The sequence below is a fragment of the Janibacter cremeus genome, from assembly GCF_013409205.1.
Classification (GTDB): domain Bacteria; phylum Actinomycetota; class Actinomycetes; order Actinomycetales; family Dermatophilaceae; genus Janibacter; species Janibacter cremeus.
Genome location: NZ_JACCAE010000001.1, coordinates 2265563 through 2288302 on the forward strand (window position 1 = coordinate 2265563; position 22740 = coordinate 2288302).

19 protein-coding genes are annotated in these 22740 nt (G+C 69.5%); 12 read left to right on the forward strand and 7 right to left on the reverse strand.

What is annotated here, in order from left to right; genetic code table 11:
• Nucleotides 1-5 precede the first annotated feature (5 nt).
• From BJY20_RS10765 to BJY20_RS10780, 4 genes are all read left to right on the forward strand, one after another.
• The gene (locus BJY20_RS10765; protein ID WP_185991521.1) at nucleotides 6-1517 is read left to right on the forward strand and encodes a DUF7059 domain-containing protein; all 1512 of its coding nucleotides are present in this window, start codon (nucleotides 6-8) and stop codon (nucleotides 1515-1517) included.
• A 149-nt stretch (nucleotides 1518-1666) separates the two neighbouring features.
• Complete coding sequence (locus tag BJY20_RS10770) at nucleotides 1667-2278, forward strand: TetR family transcriptional regulator (RefSeq protein WP_185991522.1); 612 nt, start codon at nucleotides 1667-1669, stop codon at nucleotides 2276-2278.
• Nucleotides 2272-3999: an ABC transporter transmembrane domain-containing protein gene (locus BJY20_RS10775; protein ID WP_185991523.1), complete on the forward strand. Its 1728-nt coding sequence runs from the start codon at nucleotides 2272-2274 to the stop codon at nucleotides 3997-3999. The genes BJY20_RS10770 and BJY20_RS10775 overlap by 7 nt, the downstream gene beginning before the upstream one ends.
• The gene (locus BJY20_RS10780; protein WP_185991524.1) at nucleotides 3996-6011 is read left to right on the forward strand and encodes an ABC transporter ATP-binding protein; all 2016 of its coding nucleotides are present in this window, start codon (nucleotides 3996-3998) and stop codon (nucleotides 6009-6011) included. Before BJY20_RS10775 ends, BJY20_RS10780 begins: the two co-directional genes overlap by 4 nt.
• Nucleotides 6012-6022: 11 nt before the next feature.
• On the opposite strand, the gene BJY20_RS10785 is transcribed toward BJY20_RS10780, so the two are convergent.
• Nucleotides 6023-6439: a DUF4878 domain-containing protein gene (locus BJY20_RS10785; protein ID WP_185991525.1), complete on the reverse strand. Its 417-nt coding sequence runs from the start codon at nucleotides 6437-6439 to the stop codon at nucleotides 6023-6025.
• 178 nt (nucleotides 6440-6617) lie between these two features.
• On the opposite strand from BJY20_RS10785, the gene topA reads away from it, so the two are divergent.
• From topA to BJY20_RS10800, 3 genes are all read left to right on the forward strand, one after another.
• Nucleotides 6618-9401, forward strand: coding sequence for a type I DNA topoisomerase (gene topA / locus BJY20_RS10790; protein WP_185991526.1), 2784 nt, complete (start codon nucleotides 6618-6620; stop codon nucleotides 9399-9401).
• 102 nt (nucleotides 9402-9503) lie between these two features.
• Nucleotides 9504-10274, forward strand: a complete 771-nt coding sequence (locus BJY20_RS10795; protein WP_185991527.1) for a hypothetical protein — start codon at nucleotides 9504-9506, stop codon at nucleotides 10272-10274.
• Nucleotides 10275-10281: 7 nt separating this feature from the next.
• Complete coding sequence (locus BJY20_RS10800) at nucleotides 10282-10995, forward strand: hypothetical protein (RefSeq protein ID WP_185991528.1); 714 nt, start codon at nucleotides 10282-10284, stop codon at nucleotides 10993-10995.
• On the opposite strand, the gene BJY20_RS10805 is transcribed toward BJY20_RS10800, so the two are convergent.
• Nucleotides 10937-11770 carry an SDR family oxidoreductase gene (locus BJY20_RS10805; protein WP_185991529.1) on the reverse strand — a complete coding sequence of 278 codons (834 nt, stop codon included), beginning with the start codon at nucleotides 11768-11770 and terminating at the stop codon, nucleotides 10937-10939. The two genes, BJY20_RS10800 and BJY20_RS10805, sit on opposite strands and share 59 nt — an antisense overlap.
• A gap of 213 nt (nucleotides 11771-11983) precedes the next feature.
• Between BJY20_RS10805 and BJY20_RS10810 the strand changes: the two genes are divergently transcribed.
• Together BJY20_RS10810 and BJY20_RS10815 are read left to right on the forward strand one after the other, a co-directional pair.
• The gene (locus tag BJY20_RS10810) at nucleotides 11984-13561 is read left to right on the forward strand and encodes an AMP-binding protein (RefSeq protein ID WP_185991530.1); all 1578 of its coding nucleotides are present in this window, start codon (nucleotides 11984-11986) and stop codon (nucleotides 13559-13561) included.
• 25 nt (nucleotides 13562-13586) lie between these two features.
• The gene (locus BJY20_RS10815) at nucleotides 13587-14021 is read left to right on the forward strand and encodes a pyrimidine dimer DNA glycosylase/endonuclease V (RefSeq protein WP_185991531.1); all 435 of its coding nucleotides are present in this window, start codon (nucleotides 13587-13589) and stop codon (nucleotides 14019-14021) included.
• Nucleotides 14022-14027: 6 nt separating this feature from the next.
• On the opposite strand, the gene BJY20_RS10820 is transcribed toward BJY20_RS10815, so the two are convergent.
• Genes BJY20_RS10820 through BJY20_RS10840 form a run of 5 tightly spaced genes read right to left on the reverse strand, consistent with a single transcriptional unit; the run spans nucleotide 14028 to nucleotide 19052 of the window.
• Nucleotides 14028-15368 carry a serine hydrolase domain-containing protein gene (locus BJY20_RS10820; RefSeq protein ID WP_185991532.1) on the reverse strand — a complete coding sequence of 447 codons (1341 nt, stop codon included), beginning with the start codon at nucleotides 15366-15368 and terminating at the stop codon, nucleotides 14028-14030.
• A 54-nt stretch (nucleotides 15369-15422) separates the two neighbouring features.
• A complete protein-coding gene (locus BJY20_RS10825; protein ID WP_185991533.1) occupies nucleotides 15423-16436 on the reverse strand; it encodes a glycine betaine ABC transporter substrate-binding protein in 1014 nt (337 codons plus the stop codon).
• Nucleotides 16433-17224 (reverse strand): ABC transporter permease, encoded by a 792-nt coding sequence (locus BJY20_RS10830; protein WP_185991534.1) that lies wholly within the window; start codon nucleotides 17222-17224, stop codon nucleotides 16433-16435. The genes BJY20_RS10825 and BJY20_RS10830 overlap by 4 nt, the downstream gene beginning before the upstream one ends.
• The gene (locus BJY20_RS10835) at nucleotides 17221-18411 is read right to left on the reverse strand and encodes an ABC transporter ATP-binding protein (protein WP_185991535.1); all 1191 of its coding nucleotides are present in this window, start codon (nucleotides 18409-18411) and stop codon (nucleotides 17221-17223) included. The genes BJY20_RS10830 and BJY20_RS10835 overlap by 4 nt, the downstream gene beginning before the upstream one ends.
• A complete protein-coding gene (locus tag BJY20_RS10840; RefSeq protein WP_185991536.1) occupies nucleotides 18411-19052 on the reverse strand; it encodes an ABC transporter permease in 642 nt (213 codons plus the stop codon). Before BJY20_RS10840 ends, BJY20_RS10835 begins: the two co-directional genes overlap by 1 nt.
• A 162-nt stretch (nucleotides 19053-19214) precedes the next feature.
• Between BJY20_RS10840 and tmk the strand changes: the two genes are divergently transcribed.
• Genes tmk through BJY20_RS10855 form a run of 3 tightly spaced genes read left to right on the forward strand, consistent with a single transcriptional unit; the run spans nucleotide 19215 to nucleotide 22592 of the window.
• Nucleotides 19215-19835, forward strand: coding sequence for a dTMP kinase (tmk, locus tag BJY20_RS10845; RefSeq protein ID WP_185991537.1), 621 nt, complete (start codon nucleotides 19215-19217; stop codon nucleotides 19833-19835).
• The gene (locus tag BJY20_RS10850; RefSeq protein WP_185991538.1) at nucleotides 19832-20992 is read left to right on the forward strand and encodes a DNA polymerase III subunit delta'; all 1161 of its coding nucleotides are present in this window, start codon (nucleotides 19832-19834) and stop codon (nucleotides 20990-20992) included. Before tmk ends, BJY20_RS10850 begins: the two co-directional genes overlap by 4 nt.
• Before the next feature lie 10 nt (nucleotides 20993-21002).
• A complete protein-coding gene (locus BJY20_RS10855) occupies nucleotides 21003-22592 on the forward strand; it encodes an alpha/beta hydrolase (protein ID WP_185991539.1) in 1590 nt (529 codons plus the stop codon).
• The last annotated feature ends 148 nt before the right edge of the window (nucleotides 22593-22740 follow it).

Genomic DNA, 22740 nt, shown 5'->3' on the forward strand with positions numbered 1-22740 from the left:
GTGCTGTGACCTCTTCGGCGAACCTGCGTATCGACCCAGCCCTCCTCGAGCACCTCCGGGAGGATCTGGCCGAGGCCGACTTCCGTGTCGACGCCGTGCGGGAGCGCCTCGGTGCCCTCGCGGCGGACGCGCTCGGTCGGGAGCAGTCGCTGCCGGCGCGACGGGCCGTCGCCGGCGCGAACGACTCGCTCGGCGTGCTCATCGGCTGCTTCGGGCTGGGACTGCCCATCCCCGCCGACACACTCGGGGCAGCGCTGCCGCGGACGGGCGTGACCGGTGCGATCGCGCTGCGGATCGTCGAGCCGCACGGCGCCCACCTGGTGGCCACCTGTGACCTGCGCCCCTACGGCGACGATCTCGGCAACTGCTGGTGGGTCGCCTCCGACCCGACCGAGCACGCCCGCAGCGAGCCGCTGCCCGTCGACCACGTCCTGGGCATCGGCGGGGCCTCGACGACGCTGGCCTCGTGGACGCCCCGGACTCCCGTGGCCCGGGCGCTCGACCTGGGCACCGGCTCGGGCGTGCAGGCGCTGCACCTGTCCGGGCACGCCGAGACGGTCGTCGCCACCGACCTGTCGCAGCGCGCGCTGCGCTATGCCGAGTTCAACGCCGTCCTCAACGGCGTCGAGTGGGACCTGCGCCCGGGTTCCTTCCTCGACCCCGTGGCCGGTGAGACCTTCGACCTCATCGTCAGCAATCCCCCCTTCGTCATCACGCCGCGGGCCGAGGGCGTGCCGCTCTACGAGTACCGGGACGGCGGTGCCGCGGGTGACGGTGTCGTCGCTGCCCTGACGAAGGGGATCGGCGCCCACCTCGCGCCGGGCGGGGTCGCGCAGCTGCTCGGCAACTGGGAGACCGTCGCCGGGCAGGACTGGCGCGAGCGGGTCGGCCAGTGGGTCGAGCAGAGCGGCCTGGATGTCTGGGTGGTCCAACGCGACGTGCAGGACCCCGCGGAATATGCCGAGCTGTGGGCACGCGACGGCGGCCACCGCCCCGGTACCCCCGAGCACGAGGCGCTCGTGGGGGCGTGGCTGGACGATTTCGCGGACCGGGGAGTGAGCGAGATCGGCTTCGGGATCATCACGCTGCACCGACCGACGAGCGAGCGCGCCCCCTTCGTCGACCTCGTGGAGGCGACCGGCCCGGTGGCATCGCCGATGGGCCCCGCCGTCGCCGCGGGCCTGGCCATCCGCGACCGGCTCGCCGGCATGTCCGACGACGAGGTGCTCGACACGGCTTGGCGGTGCGCCGAGGACGTCACGACGGAGACGTACGCGCAGCCCGGCGCCACCGATCCGAACGTCATCCTGCTGCGTCAGGGCGGAGGCCTGGGCCGCGTCGTGCGGCTCGACACGCTCGACGCTGCCCTGGTCTCGGTGTGCGACGGCGAGCTGACCGCGCGTCAGTCGCTCGTCGCGATCTCCGGGCTGCTCGACCAGCCGACCCCGGAAGCACTCGAGTCGGGCGCCGCCCTCGTGCGCGGGCTGGCCGCCGACGGGCTCCTCCTCGCGGACTGAGTCACGCGCCGCCCGGACCGGGTGTGTCGTGCGGCAGTTCGCGCTGGCGGGGCCCGGGAACCGCTGTTTCTCGTTCGACCGGAGCCCGGTTGCCGCGCGACATATCTCGACATTGTGAGTGAGTGCTCACTCACTTAGAATGGTCATTCGTGACTCCACGTGCGAGACCGCTCCCTCCTGACGAACGCCGCCGTGTCGTGCTCGACGCCGCGCGGCCGCTGGTCGTCGAGCACGGTCGGACGGTGCGGACCAAGGACGTCGCCGCAGCAGCCGAGATCGCCGAGGGGACACTCTTCCGGGTCTTCGCGACCAAGGACGCCCTCATCGACGCCGTCGTCGCCGACGCCTTCGACCCGGCCCCCTTCCTGCGCCGTCTCGAGGAGGTCGACCCGAATGCCCCTCTCGAGGAACGCATTCTCGTCGTCGTCGAGGCCTTTCTCGAGCGCTTCCGTGGTGCCTTCGAGCTGATGACGGCGGTCGGCCTCGGCCGGCCGCCCGAGGGTGCCCGGGGACAGTGGCCGAAGCGGGGAGTGCGCCCGCCGCACCAGGACTGGCGGAGCGAGGTCGGCCGGCTCGTCGTCGAGATCATCGGGCCCGATGCGGATCGACTCACCGTGCCGCCGGAGCAGGTGGCGCAGTACCTGCGCCTGCTTTGCTTCTCGGGGGTGCACCCGCACATCGCAGCCGGTGCACCGTTGGCCCCCCGGCAGATCGTCGACGTCGTGCTCCACGGCGTGCTGGAGGTGGACCGACCGTGCTGATTCGACTGTGGCGCACCCACCTGGGTCGTCGGCGGGGTCTGCTCGTCGGCCTGATGACCCTCCAGCTGCTCGCGACCCTGGCCGCCTTGACCCTGCCGAGCCTCAACGGCCGGATCATCGACGAGGGCGTGGCGGTCGGCGACACCGGATTCATCCTGCGTGCCGGTGCGGTGATGCTCGGCGTCTCCCTCGTCCAGATCTTCGCAACCATCGGGGTCGCATGGATCGCCTCCCGCTGCTCCTCGGGGTTGGCAGCGCAGGTGCGCTCCGACCTCTTCGCGCGCGTCGGGAGGTTCAGCGCCCAGGAGATGGGCCGGTTCGGTGCCCCGACCCTGATCTCGCGCAGCACCAACGACGTGCAGCAGGTCCAGCTGGTGACCAACCTCTCTCTGGCGACGATGCTCAGCGCGCCGATCATGATGGTCGGCGGCATCATCATGGCGCTGCAGGAGGACAGCGGACTGGCGTGGCTCGTCGCCGTCGCCGTCCCGGTCCTCGGCATCGGCGTCGGGCTCCTCGTCACCCGCATGGTTCCGGGGTTCCGCACGATGCAGGCCAGTGTCGACGCGGTCAACCGCATCCTGCGCGAGCAGATCACCGGAGTGCGGGTGGTGCGCGCCTTCGTCCGGGAGAGGCAGGAGCGGGAGCGGTTCGCCGTGGCCAACCGCCGGTACACCGCATCCGCAGTGCGGGTGGGCAACCTCTTCGCTGTCGTCTTTCCCCTCGCGATGGTGGTGCTCAACCTCTCGATGGTCGCGGTCGTGTGGTTCGGTGCGCACCGCATCGACGCCGGCCAGATGAGCGTCGGCTCGCTCACCGCCTTCATGGCCTACCTGACCCAGATCCTGATGTCGGTGGTCATGGCCACGATGATGACGATGATGATCCCGCGCGCCGCCGTGGCCTCGGGTCGCATCGGCGAGGTCCTCGACACCCGCTCCAGCGTCGCCGAGCCGGGTGAAGCGGTCCGGCTGCCCGAGGGGCCGCTCGACGTGCGCCTCGAGCGGGTCACCTTCACCTACCCGGGGGCGGAGGTGCCGGTCCTGCACGAGGTCGACCTGCTCGCCCGTCCCGGGACGACCACGGCCGTCATCGGCTCGACCGGTGCCGGCAAGACGACCCTCGTCGGACTCGTCCCCCGCCTCTACGACGTCACCTCCGGCGTCGTGCGGCTCGGTGGGGTCGACGTGCGCGACGTCGCCCTCGACGACGTGTGGGCGCGCATCGGCCTGGTGCCGCAGCAGGCCTTCCTCTTCTCGGGCACGATCGCGAGCAATCTGCGCCACGGCGCACCGGAGGCGAGCGACGAGGAGTTGTGGGCCGCACTTGCGGTGGCCCAGGCCGCCGACTTCGTCCGTGACCAGGGAGGGCTGGAGACCACCGTCGGCCAGGGCGGCGGCAACCTCTCCGGGGGGCAGCGCCAGCGGCTGGCCATGGCCCGGGCGATCGTGCGGCGACCGGATGTGTACCTCTTCGACGACTCCTTCTCCGCGCTCGACGCCGCCACCGACGCCCGGCTGCGCGCCGCTCTTCGCCCATGGACCCGACAGGCGGCGGTGATCGTCGTCGCCCAACGGGTCGCCTCGATCATGGACGCCGACCAGATCGTCGTCCTCGAGGACGGGAGGGTCGTCGGGCACGGCACCCACCGCGAGCTGATGGACGACTGCGACACGTACCTCGAGATCGTCGAGTCCCAGGCCACCGAGGACGCGGCATGAGTGAGGTCACCGAGGAGGAGAAGGCCGCTGCCGCGCGTCGACAGCCCGGCCCCCGAGGCGGCCCCCCGGGCGCCGGCCTGGGGATGCCCACCGAGAGTGCTGCGAACTTCGGTGCCTCGGCCCGCCGACTCATCGGGCTGCTGCGACCGCAACGGGCGGTCATCCTGCTCGCGACAGGCTTCGCCGTCGTCGGTGTCGTGCTCACGGCCATCGGCCCGCGCGTCCTCGGTCGGGCGACCGACCTCGTCTTCGCCGGCGTCGTCGGCCAGCGCCTGCCGGCCGGGACGACGAAGGAGCAGGCGGTCGAAGGGCTGCGGCAGTCGGGGCACGGCCAGATGGCCGACATGGTCAGCGGCATCCCCGACCTCGTTCCCGGCCAGGGGATGGACATGGACGCCATCGCCCGGGTGCTCCTGATCGCCGTCGCGCTGTACGCCGGGGCCGGCCTGCTGTCCTTCGTGCAGAACCGCTTGGTCGTCGTCGCCGTGAACCGGGTCATCATGGACCTGCGCCGGGCCGTGGAGGACAAGCTGCACGTGCTCCCGTTGCCCTACCTGGACTCCCAGCCTCGCGGCGAGTTGCTCAGCCGCGTGACCAATGACATCGACAACCTCGCCCAGTCGGTGCAGCAGACCCTGGGGCAGATGCTCACCAACATCGTCATGGTCGTGGCGATGCTCGCGATGATGTTCTCGATCTCGCCGCTGCTCGCGGTCATCGTCCTGGTCACCATCCCCGTCTCGATCTGGCTGACGAAGGTCATCGGTACCCGCAGCCAGCGCCACTTCAAGGAGCAGTGGGCCACCACCGGCCAGGTGAACTCGATCGTCGAGGAGACCTTCAGCGGGCACGAGCTGGTCAAGGTCTTCGGCCGGCAGGAGGAGGTCGGCGCCACGTTCGAGGAGCGCAACCAGGCGCTGCAGCGGGCGACCTTCGGTGCGCAGTTCGTCTCGGGCGTGATCATGCCGGTGATGATGTTCGTCGGGAACATCACCTATGTGGTCGTCGCCGTCGTCGGTGGCCTGCGAGTGGCCGACGGGGCGCTCACCCTGGGCAGCGTCACCGCCTTCATCCAGTACTCGCGGCAGTTCACCATGCCGATCACCCAGCTCGCCTCGATGGCCAACCTCGTCCAGTCCGGGGTGGCCTCGGCCGAGCGGGTCTTCGAGGTGCTCGACGCTCCGGAGCAGCGACCCGACCCGCAGGTGCCGGCCGTGCCGGATCGCTCCGACGGGCGCGTGGAGTTCGAGGACGTCTCCTTCTCCTACTCACCGCACGCCCCGCTGATCGAGAACCTCGACCTGCACGTCGAGCCGGGCCAGACGGTGGCGATCGTCGGCCCGACCGGTGCGGGCAAGACAACGCTGGTCAACCTCGTGCTGCGCTTCTACGAGCTCGACGGCGGACGCATCACCCTCGACGGCGTCGACATCACCCAGATGTCGCGGGCCGGCCTGCGCTCACGCGTCGGCATGGTCCTGCAGGACACGTGGCTCTTCGGCGGGACGATCGGGGAGAACATCGCCTACGGCCGGCCGGGTGCCGGCCGGAAGGACGTGCGCGCCGCGGCCGAGGCGACCTTCGTCGATCGCTTCGTCCACTCCCTTCCCGACGGCTACGACACCGTCCTGACCGACGGAGCGAGCAACATCAGCGCGGGGGAGAAGCAACTGATCACGATCGCGCGAGCCTTCCTCTCCGACCCGGACCTGCTCATCCTCGACGAGGCCACGAGCTCGGTCGACACCCGCACGGAGAAGCTCGTCCAGGACGCGATGCGGGCGCTGCGCGGGCAGCGCACGTCCTTCGTCATCGCGCACCGGCTCTCCACGATCCGCGACGCGGACGTGATCCTCGTCATGGAGTCCGGTCGGATCGTCGAGCAGGGATCGCACGATTACCTGCTCGAGCGCGACGGTGCCTATGCGCGCCTGTTCCGGGCGCAGTTCGTCGCCCCGATGGACGACGAGAGTGATCCGCTCGACCCGCGTGCGCTCGCAGCGAGCGAGTGACGTCGGGCCGGTCAGGAGCCCTCGGGCTCCTGCGCCGGATCCAGCGAGCCGATCTTCCACTCGTCGTCGACCTGCACCAGCGACAGCTCCTCCTGCGGGTTGTCCCCGACGGTGAAGGAGACGGTCGCGGCGGTGCCGTCCTGGGAGACCGTGGTCTCGATGATCTCCAGCTCCGCGTCCTGGTCGAGATCGTCGAAGAGGTCGTCGCTGTTCTGCTCCAGGACCTCCGCGCAGCTCGCACCGTCGGCCGCCTGCTCGAGCGGCTCGATCAGGTCCGGGGCGAGGGTGTCGCAGAAGACCGGGTAGTCCTCCTCCTGGAGGGCCTGGTGGAAGGTCTTGACCGTCTGCTCCGGGCCGTTGTCGTCGCCGCATGCGCCCAGGCCGAGGGTGAGGACGCCGATCGACACGGCAGTGGCCAGTTTTTTCATCGTGGGTCCTCCCCGGTGGATGGCCCGGCCAGCGGGTTGGCACCCGAGCCTAACGACCCCCGTCCTCACAGGGAGCGGCGAGCCCGGTCGGCTGGGCGTAGTACGGTCTGCGCGAGAGTGACCGCACGTCGAGGCAGCGACGAATCCGCTGCACGTGCGGTCGGGAGAAGAGGCGCACATGGCCAGCAAGCTCGTCATCGTCGAGTCGCCAGCCAAGGCCAAGACGATCGCGGGGTACCTCGGCGGTGACTTCGTCGTCGAGGCATCGGTGGGGCACATCCGCGACATCCCGACCCCGTCGGAGATGCCCGCGGAGATGAAGAAGGGGCCCTTCGGTCGCTTCGGGGTCAACATCGAGGAGGGCTTTGAGCCCTACTACGTCGTCGACCCCGACAAGAAGAAGAAGGTCACCGAGCTCAAGCGCCTGCTCAAGGAGGCCGACACCCTCTACCTCGCCACGGATGAGGACCGCGAGGGCGAGGCGATCGCCTGGCACCTCCTGGAGACCCTCAAGCCCAAGGTCCCGGTCAAGCGGATGGTCTTCCACGAGATCACCAAGGAAGCGATCCAGCGGGCCGTCGAGGACACCCGTGAGCTCGACCTGCACCTCGTCGACGCGCAGGAGTCGCGCCGGATCCTCGACCGCCTCTACGGCTACGAGGTCTCTCCGGTCCTGTGGCGCAAGGTCAAGGCGGGCCTGTCCGCCGGCCGCGTCCAGTCCGTCGCCACCCGCATCGTCGTCGAGCGCGAGCGTGAGCGGATGGCCTTCAGGGTCGCCTCCTACTGGGACGTCGAGGGGAAGTTCTCTGCCGGCACCGCTCCCTTCGCCGCCCGGCTGTCGTCGCTGGACGGGACGAAGGTCGCCGCCGGCCGCGACTTCGACGACACCGGCGCCCTGAAGGGCAAGGCCCGCCACCTCGACGAGCGGGCGGCCACGGCCGTCGCCGAGGCGACCATCGCCGCCACCGCCACGGTCAGCTCGGTGGCCGAGAAGCCCTACACCCGCCGCCCGTACGCCCCCTTCACCACCTCGACGCTGCAGCAGGAGGCCGGACGCAAGCTCGGCCTCGGCTCCCGGGACGCCATGCGCGTGGCCCAGCGGCTGTACGAGAACGGGTACATCACCTACATGCGTACCGACAGCACCAACCTGTCGGGCGCGGCCGTCTCCGCCGCCCGGGGACAGGCCCGCGACATGTACGGCGCGGACTTCGTGCCCGAGTCGCCGCGGATGTACGGCAAGAAGGCCAAGAACGCCCAGGAGGCGCACGAGGCGATCCGTCCCGCGGGCGACAGGTTCCGTACGCCGGCGCAGGTCGCCGGTGAGCTGCGCGGCGACGAGTTCCGTCTCTACGAGCTGATCTGGAAGCGCACCATCGCCTCACAGATGGCCGACGCCAAGGGCTCGACCGCGACGATCAAGGTCTCCGCCGACCTCGGCGGTTGCGAGGTCGCCAAGACCGCCGAGTACTCCGCCTCGGGCACCGTCATCACCTTCAAGGGCTTCCTCGCCGCGTACGAGGAAGGCACCGACGAGCCGGAGACCAAGGGAGCGAAGGGGGGCGAGGCCCGACTGCCGAAGGTCGCCGAGGGTGCGAACCTCGACGTCGTCGACGCCACCGCCTCCGGTCACGAGACCTCCCCGCCGGCCCGCTACACCGAGGCCTCGCTCGTGAAGATCATGGAGGAGAAGGGGATCGGCCGCCCGTCGACCTACGCCTCGACGATCAGCACGATCCAGGACCGCGGGTACGTGCGCAAGAAGGGCTCCGCGCTCGTCCCGACGTGGCTCGCCTTCGCCGTCACCCGGCTGATGGAGGTGCACTTCACCCGCCTGGTCGACTACGACTTCACCGCCTCGATGGAGGAGGACCTCGACGAGATCGCTTCCGGCTCCGCGCAGCGCGCTGCCTGGCTGCAGCGCTTCTACTACGGCGACGCCAGCGGCACCGAGGGTCTGGCCTCGCTCGTCTCCGACCTGGGTGACATCGATGCCCGCGCGATCTCGACGATCGACATCGGCGACGGGGTCGTCGTGCGCGTCGGCCGCTACGGCCCCTACGTCGAAGAGACCATCCCCACCGGTGTCGACCCGAAGACCGGCGAGGTCTCCGAGGACACGGCGGTCGAGAAGAAGCCCAAGCGCGCCACCATCAACGACGACGTCGCCCCCGACGAGATGACACCCGCGATGGCCCGCGAGCTGCTCGCCCAGGCAGCCGACGACGGTCGCGTCCTCGGGCAGGACCCCGAGACCGGGCGCGACATCATCGTCAAGACCGGCCGCTACGGGCCCTTCGTCACCGAAGTGCTCGAGGAGAGCGAGGCCACGCCCAAGAAGGGCAAGGCCAAGGTCAAGCCCCGCACGGCCTCGCTCTTCAAGACGATGGACCCGGCGACCGTCGAGCTGCCGACCGCGCTGGAGCTGCTCTCGCTGCCCCGCGTCGTCGGTACCGTCACCGAGACCAAGACCGCCGAGGACGGCACCGAGACCCGGGTCGAGGTCGACGTCACCGCGCAGAACGGTCGCTACGGCCCGTACCTGAAGAAGGGCACGGACTCCCGCTCGATGGAGACCGAGGAGCAGATCTTCACGATCACCCTCGAGGAGGCGCAGGCCCTCTACGCGCAGCCGAAGCGACGCGGACGCGCAGCCAAGCCCCCGCTGAAGGAATTCGACGAGGACCCGGCCAGCGGCAAGAAGGTCATCGTCAAGGACGGCCGCTTCGGTCCCTACGTCACCGACGGCGAGACCAACGCGACGCTGCGTCGTGAGGACGACCCGGAGACGATCACCCAGGAACGGGCCTTCGAGCTGCTCGCCGACAAGCGCGCCAAGGGTCCGAGCACCCGCAAGAAGAGCGCCAAGAAGTCGACGAAGAAGACCGCCAAGAAGTCGACGGCGAAGAAGACAACCGCCAAGAAGACCGCGACGAAGAAGGCTGCTGCGAAGAAGTCCTAGGGTCCTGCGCCGTCAGTTCGTGTCAGCAGAACGGTCCATCGTTCGTCCCGTGGCCGGTTGTGAGTTACCTGTTGTCCGCTGCCGACAGGTTTGGGAGGACCAATGGAGCATGAGAAGGGCGACGTTCTCGGTTGGGCGGGGGAGGTCTCTCGGGAGGACTCGCACGGTTTGGTCGAGCTGGAGGATGAGCTGCTGATTCCGGCAGCTTTCGACAGGTACGACTGGGGCGAGGCGACGCGGAGCAGTTTCAGGCGGAACGGGGGGCCGTTGCCGTGGGTTTTGGCCAAGGCCGGGTTCATGCTCCTCGTGCCCCTGTTGTGGTTGGCTTCTGTTGCCCCGATTTATGGTCCGGTTGCCTTCACCAATGGGTCTTACCGTGGGATGGAGCGCGAGTTCAGTGCCAGTGGGGCTTATCCGGTAACGGCGCTGTGCTTCGCCTACGGTCTGCTCGTGCTTGGGTATCTGTACGTCAGATGGCGCGAGGATCATGATCGAGTTTCGGGTGCGACGACACTTGGCTGGATCTATGTGGTGTGCGCGGTGCTGACGCTGCCACTGGCTTACGGCAATGCGGACTCGCTCAGTGGGGGCATCGGGCTGTATGTGGCGCCGATGTGGACGGTGTTGGTCGCGTCGGTGGTGACGTTGGTGTATCAGTACAGGAGTCCACGCGGGGTACGAGTCGGCCCTCGGCTCAAGACTGCGCTACTGGAAGGCGAGGACCGGGCGATGTTGCTGGACGTGCGTCGCGAGGCGCTGCAGGTGTTGGCTGATCGTGGCCTGCTGGAGGGCGGCTCGGTGGAGGAGCTGTCTGCTCGCCCCTTGGGCGAGCTGCACGTTGCGCCGGAGGATGCTCATGCCGCACGGCGGTGAGTCGTACGTGGATGCGGTCGAGTGGGCGCGCACTGTCGGTAGCGAGGACGAGCACGGTCTGCGTGACCTCGAGGACGTGGTGCTGTGGAAGCACCCCGACAACGGGGCACGGCTGAAGTGGGATGAGGACCGCGGCCTTGGGCTGTACGGGGTGTTCGTCGTTGCCTACGGTTTTGCGGCCTGCGCACCTGTCGTCGGTCCTGCTGTGTTCAGTGGTGCGACGTATCGCGGCATTCTGGGCGATGGTGAGGTCGACGTGGATTCGGCTTTCCCGCTGACTGCGGTCGCGTTCATTGTGGGCGTGGTTTTCTTGGTGGGGATGCTGGTTCAGTGGTGGCGAGAGCGGAGCCGCAGTACGGCTGTCCTGGTGTTTGCGGTGCTGGCCGTCGTGTGTGGTCTGGTCACCCTGTTGCTGGCGAACGACTACACCGATGAGTTCAGGGGTAACGCGACTCTTCTCCTCATCCCGGTGTGGATCGTCATCGCGGTGGGTGTCGTTGTCGCGCTCGCCCACGTTGCCAGTCCGGCAGAGTCGCGACGGGCGCGTCTTGCGACCAAGGGTTTGGCTGATGAGTCCCGGGCGTTGCTCCTGGGGGAGCGTGACGCGGCGCTGCGGGTGTTGTCCGATCGTGGGATGGTGACCGGGCACGATCTTGCGTCACTCAGCGCTCGTGCGTTGGGTGAGCTGCACGTTGCGACCGAGGATGCTCGCGGCGAGTAGTGGCAGCGCCCGGTGGAGGTGGGCCGTGGGTGGCCTGTGCCCAGGTCCACCAGTCCGGGCCGCGCAACTCGGCGTCAGGGCCGGGAAGGGCCGAGCCCCCGGCCACCTGTGGCGTCGCCGCAGCCGCCACGACCTGCACGTCGTCGCCACGCAGCTCGCACAACCGAGTGACGAGGTCGACCAGCCGCTCGGGTGCGGGGCCGGCGATCTGGTGGTCGCCCCCTTCGTCCGAGGTGGTCATCTCGAGCAGGACGGTGGCCACCTCGACCGAGGCGACCGGCTGGGTCGGCATGTCCATGATCGGCGCGACGTCGTCGTCCCGGGAGCGCGCCAGGACCTGCTCGGGGAACTCGTGGAACTGCGTCGCACGCAGCACCCGTACCCCCGGGGCGTGCTCGCGCACCGCACGCTCGTGGGCGAGGGTGACGCGGTACCACGGGAAGTCCTGACCCTCCTCGATCCCGACGATCGAGAGAACCACGGTGCGCGGGACGCCTGCCTCCCTCGCGGCCCGACCGAGGTTCACGGCGACCGTGGTGAAGAATTCGGTGGCCTCCCCTTCGTCCATGGTCGACGGACGGGTGACGTCGACGATCGCATCAACACCCGTCAGGGCTCCGGCGAGGTCCTGCGGTCGCGTCAGGTCCACGTCGTGGCTCCGGCTGAGTGGCACCACCTCGTGGCCTGCGGACCTCGCCAACTCGACCACTTGCGACCCGATGAGCCCGCTCGCCCCCGCGACCGCCACCCGCTGCCTGCGCTCCGATCCAGCCATGTTCTTGACGTTACGTCCTCCCGTGAGCCTGTGACCAGCCACACGTGCCGGTGCGGCCCTGACCAATGGCGGGGTTCATTTACCCGCGGGTATGGTCGCGACACACTGCACCGAAGGAGCTGCCCGGATGGATCTGGACCCCTCGAGCGTCGAGGACATGAGTCCCGAGGAGTTCGCCCTTCCTCTCCATGTTCGATACCCAGAAGGCCTGACATGTCCATAAGTCCCCTGACCGCCGCCAAGACCATGGCCAAGCGGGGCATGCTCGCCCCGGGGCCGCCCACCAACCAGGTCAAGCAGCTGGCCGCACTGAAGAAGTGGGGGTTCGGCCTGGCCGGCGAGCTCCGCCAAGCAGCCAACCGCTCGCCGAAGGCCGTCGCCGTCATCGACGAGACCCGTGGTGCCACCACCTACGCCGAGCTGCTGGCCAACTCCGAGAGGATCTGCGTCATCCTCACCGAGCTGGGCTTCAGGCCGGGTGACCGCGTCGGTCTGCTCGCGCGCAACCACGTGCAGGCGATCGAGGTCATGTGCGCCACCTCGGCGATCGGTATCGACCTCGTCCTGGGCAACACGGGCCTGTCCGGGCCGCAGTTCGCCGAGGTCTGCGAGCAGCAGGGGATCAAGGCGCTCATCCACGACGACGAGTTCGCCGAGATCGTGGGTCACCTGCCTGAGTCGGTAGCGAAGGTCACTGAGGGGGAGCTGGCCCGCCGGGTCGAGGAAGCGCCCCGCCCCGACGACCTGAGGGTCCCCGCACGCGGCGGTAGGACGATCATCCTCACCTCCGGCACGACGGGCACGCCCAAGGGTGCTGCCCGCAAGACCCCGGGCGGTTTCGGCCCGCTGATCTCGGTCATCGACCGGATCCCCCTGCACGCCGGCGACCGGATCCTGATCTCCGCGCCGATCTTCCACACGTGGGGTTACGCGGCGATGCAGCTGTCGATGGCGTTGCGCGCCACGATCATCCTGCAGCGCCGCTTCCGGCCCGAGGCCGCCCGCACGGCACTGGAGGAGCAGCAACCGCAGGCGATGTTCGCCATCCCGGTGATGCTCCAGCGGATGATGGAGTTGCCGGAGGACCCGGGGGCCAGGGTCCGCCGGAACCTGCGGGTCGTCGCGACATCGGGGTCGGCCTACCCCTCCGGCTTCACCACGAAGTTCATGGACGCCTACGGCGACGTGCTCTACAACCTCTACGGCTCGACCGAGGCCTCCTGGGTGTGCATCGCGACGCCGGAGAACATGCGCCGCGACTCCAACACCGCCGGCACCCCGCCGCTCGGCACGGTCGTGAAGATCCTCGACGACGACGGCCGCGAGGTCCCTGCCGGGCAGACGGGGCGCATCTTCGCGGGGAACGAGCTCGTCTTCGACGGGTACACCAACGAGGGCAAGTCCAAGGACTTCATCAACGGTCTGGTCTCCACCGGCGACGTGGGCCACGTCGCCGGCGACCTGTACTTCGTCGACGGCCGTGACGACGACATGATCGTCAGCGGTGGCGAGAACGTGTATCCGAACGAGGTCGAATCGCTGCTCGCCGAGCACCCCGCAGTGCGCGAGGTGTCCGTGATCGGTGTCCCGGATCCCGACTTCGGGCAGCGGCTGGTCGCCTTCATCGCCCTCGTCGAAGGACAGTGCCTCGACGAGGACGCGGTCAAGGAGCAGGTGCGCACCCACCGGGCCCGCCACTGCATCCCGCGCGAGGTGGTCTTCATGGACGAGCTGCCGCGCAACGCGACCGGCAAGATCCTCAACCGGGAGCTGCGCAAGCACTTCGCGTGAGTCGCGCTCCGGTTACGCTCACTTCATGCGGCTGTGGAGTCTTGATCCTGCTCAGCTGGACCGGGCCGCCCTGGTCTCCGGATGGCGGGAGGGACTGCTCGCGCAGGCCGTCCTGCTCGGCCGGACGAAGGGGTACACCCGGCACCCCCAGCTCGTGCGCTTTCGGGAGCTGGACGACCCGGCCGTCGGCGTGGCCACCTGGCTCCTCGGGCTCGCCGACGAGGCCGACCGGCGCGGCTACCGCTTCGACCGTTCCCGAGTGGTTCCGCAGGCTGACACCACCCTGCGGATGACCGTCGCCGAGGACCAGCTGCAGCTCGAGTGGCGACACCTGATCGCCAAGTGCGAGCGACGCTCACCGGGCTGGGCGGTGGACCTGAAGACACAGGACCCACGCGCCCACCCGATCTTCGCGGTCGTCAGCGGACCGGTCGCGGACTGGGAGCGCGCCGCGAGCTGAGTGCGCTCACAGCCACTGGCCGAAGGCCATCGGCCGGCGGTCGAATCGGTAGGTGGCCCAGTTGAAGTGGCTCACCTCCCTCTTCGCATCCCGCTGCACGCGCATCACCTCGCCCTGCTCCCGACCGGAGACGGTGCGGAAGCGATCGGCACCCTCGCGCTCGAAGACCGACGGCGGCTGTTCCTTCGGCTGGCCGGCGACGTGGGCCGCCAGGGCGCCCTGCCTGACCGAGAGGACGAAGTGGGTGCCCTCGGAGTACCAGTGGCCCAGGAGCGGGACGAGGTCGGCGGGCAGCTCGGTGCCGGGCTCCCACGGCTCGGGCTCGACCGGCTCGCGCTCGATCGCGATGGTGCCCATCTCGACGGCAGCGGCGGCCGGCGGGACGGGGGCGGAGTTGTTCATCATGATCAGGCCCGTCGTCGCCGAGGACCGCTCGGTGAAGACGCCGGTGATCGAGCCCGGCCAGCCACCGGTGTGACCGATCCAGAAGCGGCCCTCGTGCCGAACCAGCTGCAGCCCCAGGCCCCACGCGCTGACCCAGTTGATCGGGTCCGCCATGACCTGCGGCTGGCACATCTCCTCGAGGGTGTCGGGGGAGAGGACCTCCTCGATGGGGTCGGCGATGAAGCCGCCCCAGCGGGCCATGTCGCCGGGGGTGGAACGCAGGCCACCGGCGGGGTCCATGGCGCGGGCCTGAAAGACCGGCTCCTCGATCGGGACGTCGGCGAAGGGCGGGACGTAGTACCCCTTCGCCCGACGGCCGCTGGGGACGGTGCCGGTGCGGGTCATCTCGAGCGGGTCGAGGATGCGGCGACGGATCGACTCCTCCCAGGTGCCTCCGTCGAGGCGCGCGATGATCTCGCCGAGGAGGGCGAAGCCGAGGTTCGAGTAGTGCCAACGATCGTGGGGACGGCCGACGCGCTCTGCGCCCGACCAGCCGGCGAGCAGTTCCTCCCGGGTGGGCATCACCATCGTGTCGAAGACGTCACCGACGGGCTCGCGCTGCATCCCGGAGGTGTGCGAGAGCAGCTGCCGGATCCTCACGCCCGCGTGCGAGCTGTCGCCGAGGTGCTCCTCGACGGTGTCGTCGAGACCGAGCCTCCCCTCGTCACGCAGCGCCATGATCGCGACGGCGGTGAACGTCTTGGAGTTGCTCGCGACGGCGTACTGGGTGTCCTCGTCAGGGGCGTCGTCGGGGGAGGCGAGGTCGATGGTTCCGATCCCGCGGAACCACTCCAGCCGTCCCCTGCGCGCCACGCCGGCAGCGAGTCCGGGCACCCGCCCGTCGGTCTGTGCCGTGAGGGCACGTGTGGTCAGGGCGCGGGCGGTCTCGTCGGTGAAAGCCATGCCAGCCAACCTATCCCCGGCGCGACTTCGAGCTGCGCCGACAGGGAGGAGAGGTCAGCCCGTGATGAAACCCTGGTCCTCGAGCCAGGCGAAGGCCACGTCAGCCGCGTCCTCGCCGTCGACGTCCACGCTGGCGTTGAGATCGATCATCACGTCGCTGGTGAGCTTGTCGGTCACGGGCGCGAAGAGGTCGGCCACCTGAGGGAACTGGTCGACAACCGACTTCGCCAGCACCGGCGCGACGTTGTACTTCGGGAAGTAACCCTTGTCGTCCTTGAGGACGAGGAGGTCGAGGGCCTTGATTCGCCCGTCGGTGGTGAAGACCTCACCGAAGGTGCACAGGCCGTCGTCGGTGGCCTGGTAGATCGCACCCTGGCCGAGGACCTTGACGTTGTTCTCGGGAAAGTCCTTGCCCTTCGTCAGGCCATAGGTCTTGAGCATCGGGACGAAGCCGTCGTTGCGGTTGTTGAACTCCGACTCCACGCAGAAGGTCAGCTCATCCTTGGGCACCTTGCCCAGGTCGGAGAGCTTGGTGACGCCGAGCTCCTCGAGCTTCTCGCGGGGGCCGGCGAAGCCGTAGGTGTTGTTCATCGGAGCGGGGGGCAACCAGACGAGGTCATTGTCCTTCAGATCCCGGTCCCGGACCGCCTCGTACTGCTTCTGCTCGTCCGGGATCGGCTCGCTCTCGCCCATGTAGGCGATCCAGGCCGTGCCCGTGTACTCCCACTGCATCTGCACCTGCCCCTCGAGCATTGCCTGGCGCGCGCTGGAGGAGCCGGGGATGTTCGTCAGGTCGGTGACGTCGGCACCTGCGGCACTGAGCAGGATGACGGCGAGCTTGCCGAGGATGAGCTGCTCCGTGTACTCCTTCGACCCCACGGCGATCTTCGCTCCGGACAGGTCGACGTCCGCGATGGGTCCGGCGGCCTGCCCGGAGGGGACGAAGCCACCGCTCGTGCCGAGCCCGCAACCGGTCAGACCGAGGCCGAGGATGCCGGCGCCGGTCAGGAGCAGGGCGCGCCGTGTCGGTCGGCTCGGCTCGGGTGTCCGCGGAGGGCGGGGAGTCATGAGGTGCCCTTCGGGGTGAGCAGGAGCTCGAGCACGCGGCCGGCCCAGTCAATGAGGAGGGCGAGCACGGCGATGATCAGCGCGCCGCTGACGAGCACGGGGTAGCGAAAGAGTGAGATGCCGGTGACGATGAGGGCGCCGAGCCCACCGGCGTTGATGAAGGTGGCGAAGCTCGCGGCCCCGACGAGGAGCACCAGAGCGGTGCGCGCCCCGACCATGATCACCGGCAGCGCCAGAGGCAGCTCGACCCGGCGCAGCACGTCGAACCCCGACATGCCCATCCCTCGAGCAGCCTCGACGAGGGTCTGGTCCACCTGCTCCAGGCCGACGATGGTGTTGCGCAGTACCGGGAGGAAGGCGTAGATGGCCAGGGCGAGTACTGCGGTGCTCGTGCCGAACCCCAGCCAGATCGCCAGGAGGACGATGACTCCGATGACCGGGGCTGCCTGACCGGCATTGGCGAAGGCGGTGATCGGGCTGGCGAAGCGGCGCAGTCGGGGGCGGGTGAGCAGGATGCCCGTCGGGATCGCGGTGACGAGGACGACGACCGTGGAGATGAGGGTCAGGACGATGTGCTCACGGGTCAGGTCGAGGATCGTGCCCCACGCGAGCTGGCGTGCCTCGATGTCGTCCAGGTCGGCAGTCGAGCGCCAGATCGCCCAGCCGCCCAGGACGACGGCGCACAGGAGTGGCAGTCCGATGATCAGCCCGATGGTCGTCCGTCGGTCCTCGACACCAGTGTCCGGGGCAGGTGCCCCACCCGTGGTCTCCTCCGCTGCCTGGCTCATGAGGATGCGTCCTGCGCGGTCGCCTGGATGTACTCGGTGACCGCCCCGAAGGTCAGGACGCCGACGAACTCATCACGGCGTCCGGTGACGAGCACGCCGCCGTGGGTGCTCGCGAGCATGGTGTCGAGAGCGTCGTTGATCGTCGCTCGGCGGTCGACGGGTGTGGGCTCCTCGCGTGGGGACTGTGCGGGTAGGCGACCCAGGCGCGTGGCCTCACCGAGGGTGTACCAGCCGGCAGGACGGCGCCGGGAGTCGAGCACGATGACGTCCCTCTGGCCGGCGGCTCGGGCCGCCTCGGCGGCGGTGCCTCCGTCGTCGCCGACGGAGGCGGTCACCGGGTGGAGCAGCTCGAGCTCATCGACCCGGGCGAGGCTGAGCTGTTTGAGCGAGGAGCCCGAGCCGACGAAGTCCTCGACGAACTCGTTCGCCGGCGCGGAGAGGATGTTCGTCGGGGTGTCGTACTGGGCGATCTGCGCCCCCTCCTGCAGCACGAGGACCCGGTCGCCGAGCTTGATCGCCTCGTCGATGTCGTGGGTGACGAAGACGATCGTCTTCTGCACCTCCTCCTGGATGCTCATCAGCTCGTCCTGAAGACGCTGACGGGTGATCGGGTCGACCGCCCCGAAGGGTTCGTCCATGAGCAGCACCGGCGGGTCCGCGGCGAGCCCCCGTGCGACACCCACACGCTGTTGCTGTCCCCCCGACAGCTCGCGGGGGAAGCGGTCCCGGTAGCGATCGGGATCGAGTCCGACCAGCTCGAGCAGGTCATCGACGCGCCGAGCGATGCGCTGCTTGTCCCACTTCAGCAGACCCGGCACGAGCGCAATGTTCTGCTGAACGGTCATGTGCGGGAAGAGGGACCCACCCTGGATGACGTAACCGATGGTGCGGCGCAGTTCGGTGGCGTTCTTCGAGCGGATGTCCTCGCCGCCGATGGTGATCGTGCCCGAAGTCGGCTCGTAGAGCCTGTTGATCATCTTCAGGGTCGTCGTCTTGCCACACCCGGAGGGGCCGACGAACATGGCGATCTCGCCGGCCGGCACGGTCAGGCTGAGGTGGTCGACGGCGGGAGCGTCGCCTCCGGGGTAGGTCTTGACGACGTCGGTGAAGACGATCTCGGCCCCGCTGACGGTGGACGAGGACTCGTCGTCGCGGGGTGCGGCGTGGTCGCTGGTGGTGGTGGACATCAGGCGCGGATCCCCTTCGAGGTGGTGAGCTTGCTGACGACGAGCAACGCTGCGTCGAGAACCAGCGCCAGGACGACGACCCCGAGCGTCCCGACGAGCGCGTAGTTGAGGGCGTTGGCGCCCCCGATCTGCGCCAGGCCGGTGAAGATGTATCCGCCCAGGCCGGGGCCGAGGGCGTAGGCGGCGATGGCGGCTACGCCCATCGACATCTGCGCAGAGACTCGCAGGCCGGTCATGATCACCGGCCACGCCAGGGGCAGCTGGACCCGGGCGAAGCGCGTCATCGAGCTCATTCCCATGCCCCGGGCCGATTCCAGCAGGGTGGGGCTGACCTCGGAGAGACCGACGACCGCATTGCGCAGGATCGGCAGGGTCGCGTAGAAGGCGACCGCGATGATCGAGGGGAGCGCGCCGATACCGACCAGCGGCAGCAGCAGGCCGAGGAGGGCGAAGGACGGGATGGTCAACCCGATCGCACTGATCGAGTTCGCGAGCGGCTTCAGGGCCGGCACGCGCGTGACCAGCACCGCCAGCAGGATCGCGATGATCGCTGCCAGGGCAACCGACTGGACGACGAGGGAGAGGTGTTGGAAAGCTCGGTAGAGGATGTCCTGCCAACGATCGGCGACGAAGTCTCCCATGCGGTCCTTTCATCCCGGGGCGTTCCGGGTCGCCCCACACATATGCGCATCCACGCTGCCCGTCCAAGCACACTCGCGGATCGAGATCCGATCGTGATCTTGGTCGGGTGGCTGCCCGGAGGTTCGATGTGCGCTGTCCTCGCCGTGTCATAGGCTCGCAGGGTGGCTGCACGGGAGGGGACCTTCATCGCCTTCGAAGGGGGCGACGGAGCCGGCAAGTCCACGCAGGCCAGGCGACTGGCGCAGGCCTTCCAGGGGGTCGGTCGCGAGGTCGTGGTCACCCGCCAGCCGGGCGGCACCGCTCTCGGAGGTTCGCTGCGCGACCTCGTCCTGCACGGCGAGGCGGTCACCCCGCGGGCCGAGGCGCTGATCTTCGCAGCCGACAAGGCCCAGCACGTCGAGGAGGTCATCCTCCCTTCGCTCGAGGACGGCGCGGTGGTCATCACCGATCGCTACACCGACTCCGCCATCGCCTACCAGGGCGCCGGCCGTGACCTCGGCGCGACCGAGGTCACGCAGCTGCAGGACTGGGCGGTGGACGGGCTCGTCCCGCACCTGACCGTGCTGGTCGACATCGACCCGGGCGAAGGGAGGCGCCGCCGCGGCGTTGTCCACGACCGGATGGAGTCGGAGGCAGACGGTTTCCACGCTGCGGTGCGGGGGCACTTCCTCGCCCTGGCTGAGTCGGCGCCCGACCGCTACCTCGTCGTCGACGGCACCGCCACCCCGGACGAGGTCGCCCGGCTGGTGTGGGAGCGCGTGACACAGGAGGGTCTGGCGTGACGGCCACCGCCACCACCCCCGGTATCTGGCGGGACGTCATCGGCCAGCCGCAGACGGTTGCCGCCCTCCAGCGGGCCGTGAGCGAGCCCGCGTCGATGACGCACGCGTGGCTCTTCACCGGGCCGCCCGGGTCGGGCCGTTCGGTTGCGGCACGGGCCTTCGCCGGCGCGCTGCTGTGCCCGAGAGGTGGGTGCGGTCAGTGCCGCGAGTGCCGCACCGCCCTGGACGGCACGCACACCGACGTCGACGTGCTCGCGACCGAGGCGCTGTCCATCGGTGTCGCCGAGACCCGGGCGCTCGTCCAGCTCGCCGGACGCGCGCCGAGCGTGGGCCGCTACCGGGTGATCCTCGTCGAGGACGCCGACCGACTGACCGAGCAGTCCGGCAACGCCCTGCTCAAGGCCCTCGAGGAGCCCACCCCGCGCACAGTGTGGCTGTTGTGCGCTCCGAGTCTGGAGGACGTGCTGATCACCGTCCGCTCGCGCTCGCGGCACGTGCGTCTGCGCACTCCACCCGTGGCAGAGGTCGCCGCGCTGCTGCAGCGCAGGGACGGCATCGACCCGGGGATGGCGACCTACGCGGCCCGGGCTGCGCAGAGCCACATCGGCCTGGCCAAGCGTCTGGCCACGGACGAGGGCGCCCGCATCCGCCGCCGCGACACCATCACGATGGCCTCGCGCATCCGTGGCGTCTCCGATGCCGTGGGTGCTGCGGCCGACCTGCTGCAGATCGCCGAGCAGGAGCGCGACCGCACGCTGGAGTCCCGGGCAACGAAAGAGAAGGCGCGCCTGCTGGAGACGCTCGGCGCCGACCCGAGCGCACGCACCCAACCGCCGCACATCCGGGCGCAGATCAACTCCTTGGAGAAGGAGCAGAAGACCCGCGCCACCCGCTTCACCCGCGACATGATCGACCGCGCCCTCGTCGACCTGATGTCGGTCTACCGCGACGCGCTCGTCCTGCATGCCGGCACACCGGTGGCGTTGGTCAACGAGGATGCCCGCCCGATCATCGAGGAGGTCGCCCGTGCCTTCAGTGCCGAGGGCCTGCTCCTGGCGATCGAGGAGATCGCCACTGCACGAGAGCGCATCGGCGCCAACGGCGCGCCGCTGCTCGCCCTGGAGGCCATGGCCGTCGGGCTGCAACTACCGCGATAGCGTCGGCGACATGCTCTCGCCCGGCCGCGCCCCCCTTTCGAGGCGCCCACGCGGTGCGTGGGACCCACTCCGTCGCACCTCAAGACACCGCCTTCGCCTCGCCGCGGCGCTCGCCGCCCTCGTGCTGCCGGTCACCGGATGCTCGCTCCTGACGCCGGGCCCGGAGCCGACCGGCCTGGCGGGTGGGGACCAGTCACCCCCGCCCGGTACCGACGGGCTGGAGCGCTTCTACGAGCAGGAGCTGGCCTGGAGCGACTGCGCGGCAGGGGAGTGCGCCGGCCTCGAGGTGCCCCTCGACTGGTCCGCGCCTGAGGACAGGACCATCGAGATCGCGGTCAACCGCGTCCCGGCGAAGGGGGTGGCCTCGGGGTCGCTCGTGGTCAACCCGGGCGGTCCGGGTGGCTCGGGGGTGGACTACGCGGCCGCGGCGGACCAGATCGTCGGATCGTCGATCCGGGAGCACTTCGACGTCGTGGGCTTCGACCCCCGGGGTGTGCAGCGCTCGGAGCCGGTTGACTGCGTCAGCGACGCCGGGCTCGACGAGTGGATGGGCAGCGATCCGTCGCCGGACGACGCGGCGGAGCGGGCGGCTGCCGTCGAGCGGTCGATCGACTTCGGCCGGGCGTGCAAGGAGGGAACGGGTGAGCTCATCGAGCACGTGTCCACCCAGGACGTCGCCAAGGACCTCGACGTGCTGCGCTCCACCCTCGACGACGGGAAGCTGACCTACCTCGGCAAGTCCTACGGGACCACCATCGGGGCGACCTACGCGCAGCTCTTCCCCGAGCGAGTCGGCCGGATGGTCCTCGACGGGGTCTTCCCGACCGACCTGACCGGCATGGAGGCCGCGATCGGGCAGGCGAGGGGCTTCGACACCGCCACCCGTGGGTGGGCGCAAGACTGCGTCGCGAACGACTGCCCCCTCGGGACGACGCAGGAGCAGGTCCTCGCCTCGGTCGAGGGACTGCTGAAGGACCTGGACCAGGACCCGGTGCCCACCAGCAGTGGCCCCGAGCTGACCGAGGGGTGGGCGTCCGTCGGCATCGCCCAGGCGATGTACGACCAGGGCATGTGGTCGATGCTCACCGACGCACTCGTCGCAGTCGAGCAGGGAGACGGCAGTGCGCTGATGCAACTGGGGATGACGTACGCCGGACGTGACCCATCAGGGACCTACACCTCGAACATCATGGAGGCGCTGCCCGCGGTCAGTTGCCTCGACGACGGTGTCGACACCGACCCGCAGCAGTGGCAGCAGGTCGCCGATGAGGTCGAGGCGAAGGCGCCCATCTGGGGCACCTTCCTCGCCTGGGAGGGCCTTGTCTGCGCCACCTGGCCCGTCCCACCGGTCGACGGTCTCGGCCGCATCGAGGCGAAGGGAGCCGATCCGGTCCTCATCGTCGGCACCACACGCGACCCGGCCACGCCCTACGAGTGGGCCGTGCGGCTGCACGAGCAGATGGACAACTCGGCGATGATCACCCACGAGGGCGACGGGCACACGGCGTACATGCGCAGCAACGACTGCGTGGACTCCGCCGTGGAGGAGTACTGGCTCACGGGTGAGCTGCCCGAAGACGGGGAGCTGACCTGCGACTGAACGGTCGGCGCCGTCGACGACGGGACGCCGGGCCGGGAGAAGACGAGGACGGTCGGTGGTGCTGCGCGGCGCAGGTGAAGCTCGTTCGAAGAGAGTGATGTGTTGATCGTTGCGGCCGGGACATCCTTGGCGAGACCCCGATTCTGCC

Excerpts from the sequence above, each read along its gene's own strand:
- BJY20_RS10810 (WP_185991530.1), top strand. The coding sequence starts at position 11,984 with ATGTCCATAAGTCCCCTGACCGCCGCCAAGACCATGGCCAAGCGGGGC.
- BJY20_RS10835 (WP_185991535.1), bottom strand. The coding sequence starts at position 18,411 with ATGTCCACCACCACCAGCGACCACGCCGCACCCCGCGACGACGAGTCC.
- BJY20_RS10830 (WP_185991534.1), bottom strand. The coding sequence starts at position 17,224 with ATGAGCCAGGCAGCGGAGGAGACCACGGGTGGGGCACCTGCCCCGGAC.
- BJY20_RS10815 (WP_185991531.1), top strand. The coding sequence starts at position 13,587 with ATGCGGCTGTGGAGTCTTGATCCTGCTCAGCTGGACCGGGCCGCCCTG.
- BJY20_RS10840 (WP_185991536.1), bottom strand. The coding sequence starts at position 19,052 with ATGGGAGACTTCGTCGCCGATCGTTGGCAGGACATCCTCTACCGAGCT.
- BJY20_RS10785 (WP_185991525.1), bottom strand. The coding sequence starts at position 6,439 with ATGAAAAAACTGGCCACTGCCGTGTCGATCGGCGTCCTCACCCTCGGC.
- BJY20_RS10795 (WP_185991527.1), top strand. The coding sequence starts at position 9,504 with ATGGAGCATGAGAAGGGCGACGTTCTCGGTTGGGCGGGGGAGGTCTCT.
- BJY20_RS10820 (WP_185991532.1), bottom strand. The coding sequence starts at position 15,368 with ATGGCTTTCACCGACGAGACCGCCCGCGCCCTGACCACACGTGCCCTC.
- BJY20_RS10780 (WP_185991524.1), top strand. The coding sequence starts at position 3,996 with ATGAGTGAGGTCACCGAGGAGGAGAAGGCCGCTGCCGCGCGTCGACAG.
- BJY20_RS10825 (WP_185991533.1), bottom strand. The coding sequence starts at position 16,436 with ATGACTCCCCGCCCTCCGCGGACACCCGAGCCGAGCCGACCGACACGG.
- topA (WP_185991526.1), top strand. The coding sequence starts at position 6,618 with ATGGCCAGCAAGCTCGTCATCGTCGAGTCGCCAGCCAAGGCCAAGACG.
- BJY20_RS10805 (WP_185991529.1), bottom strand. The coding sequence starts at position 11,770 with ATGGCTGGATCGGAGCGCAGGCAGCGGGTGGCGGTCGCGGGGGCGAGC.
- BJY20_RS10855 (WP_185991539.1), top strand. The coding sequence starts at position 21,003 with ATGCTCTCGCCCGGCCGCGCCCCCCTTTCGAGGCGCCCACGCGGTGCG.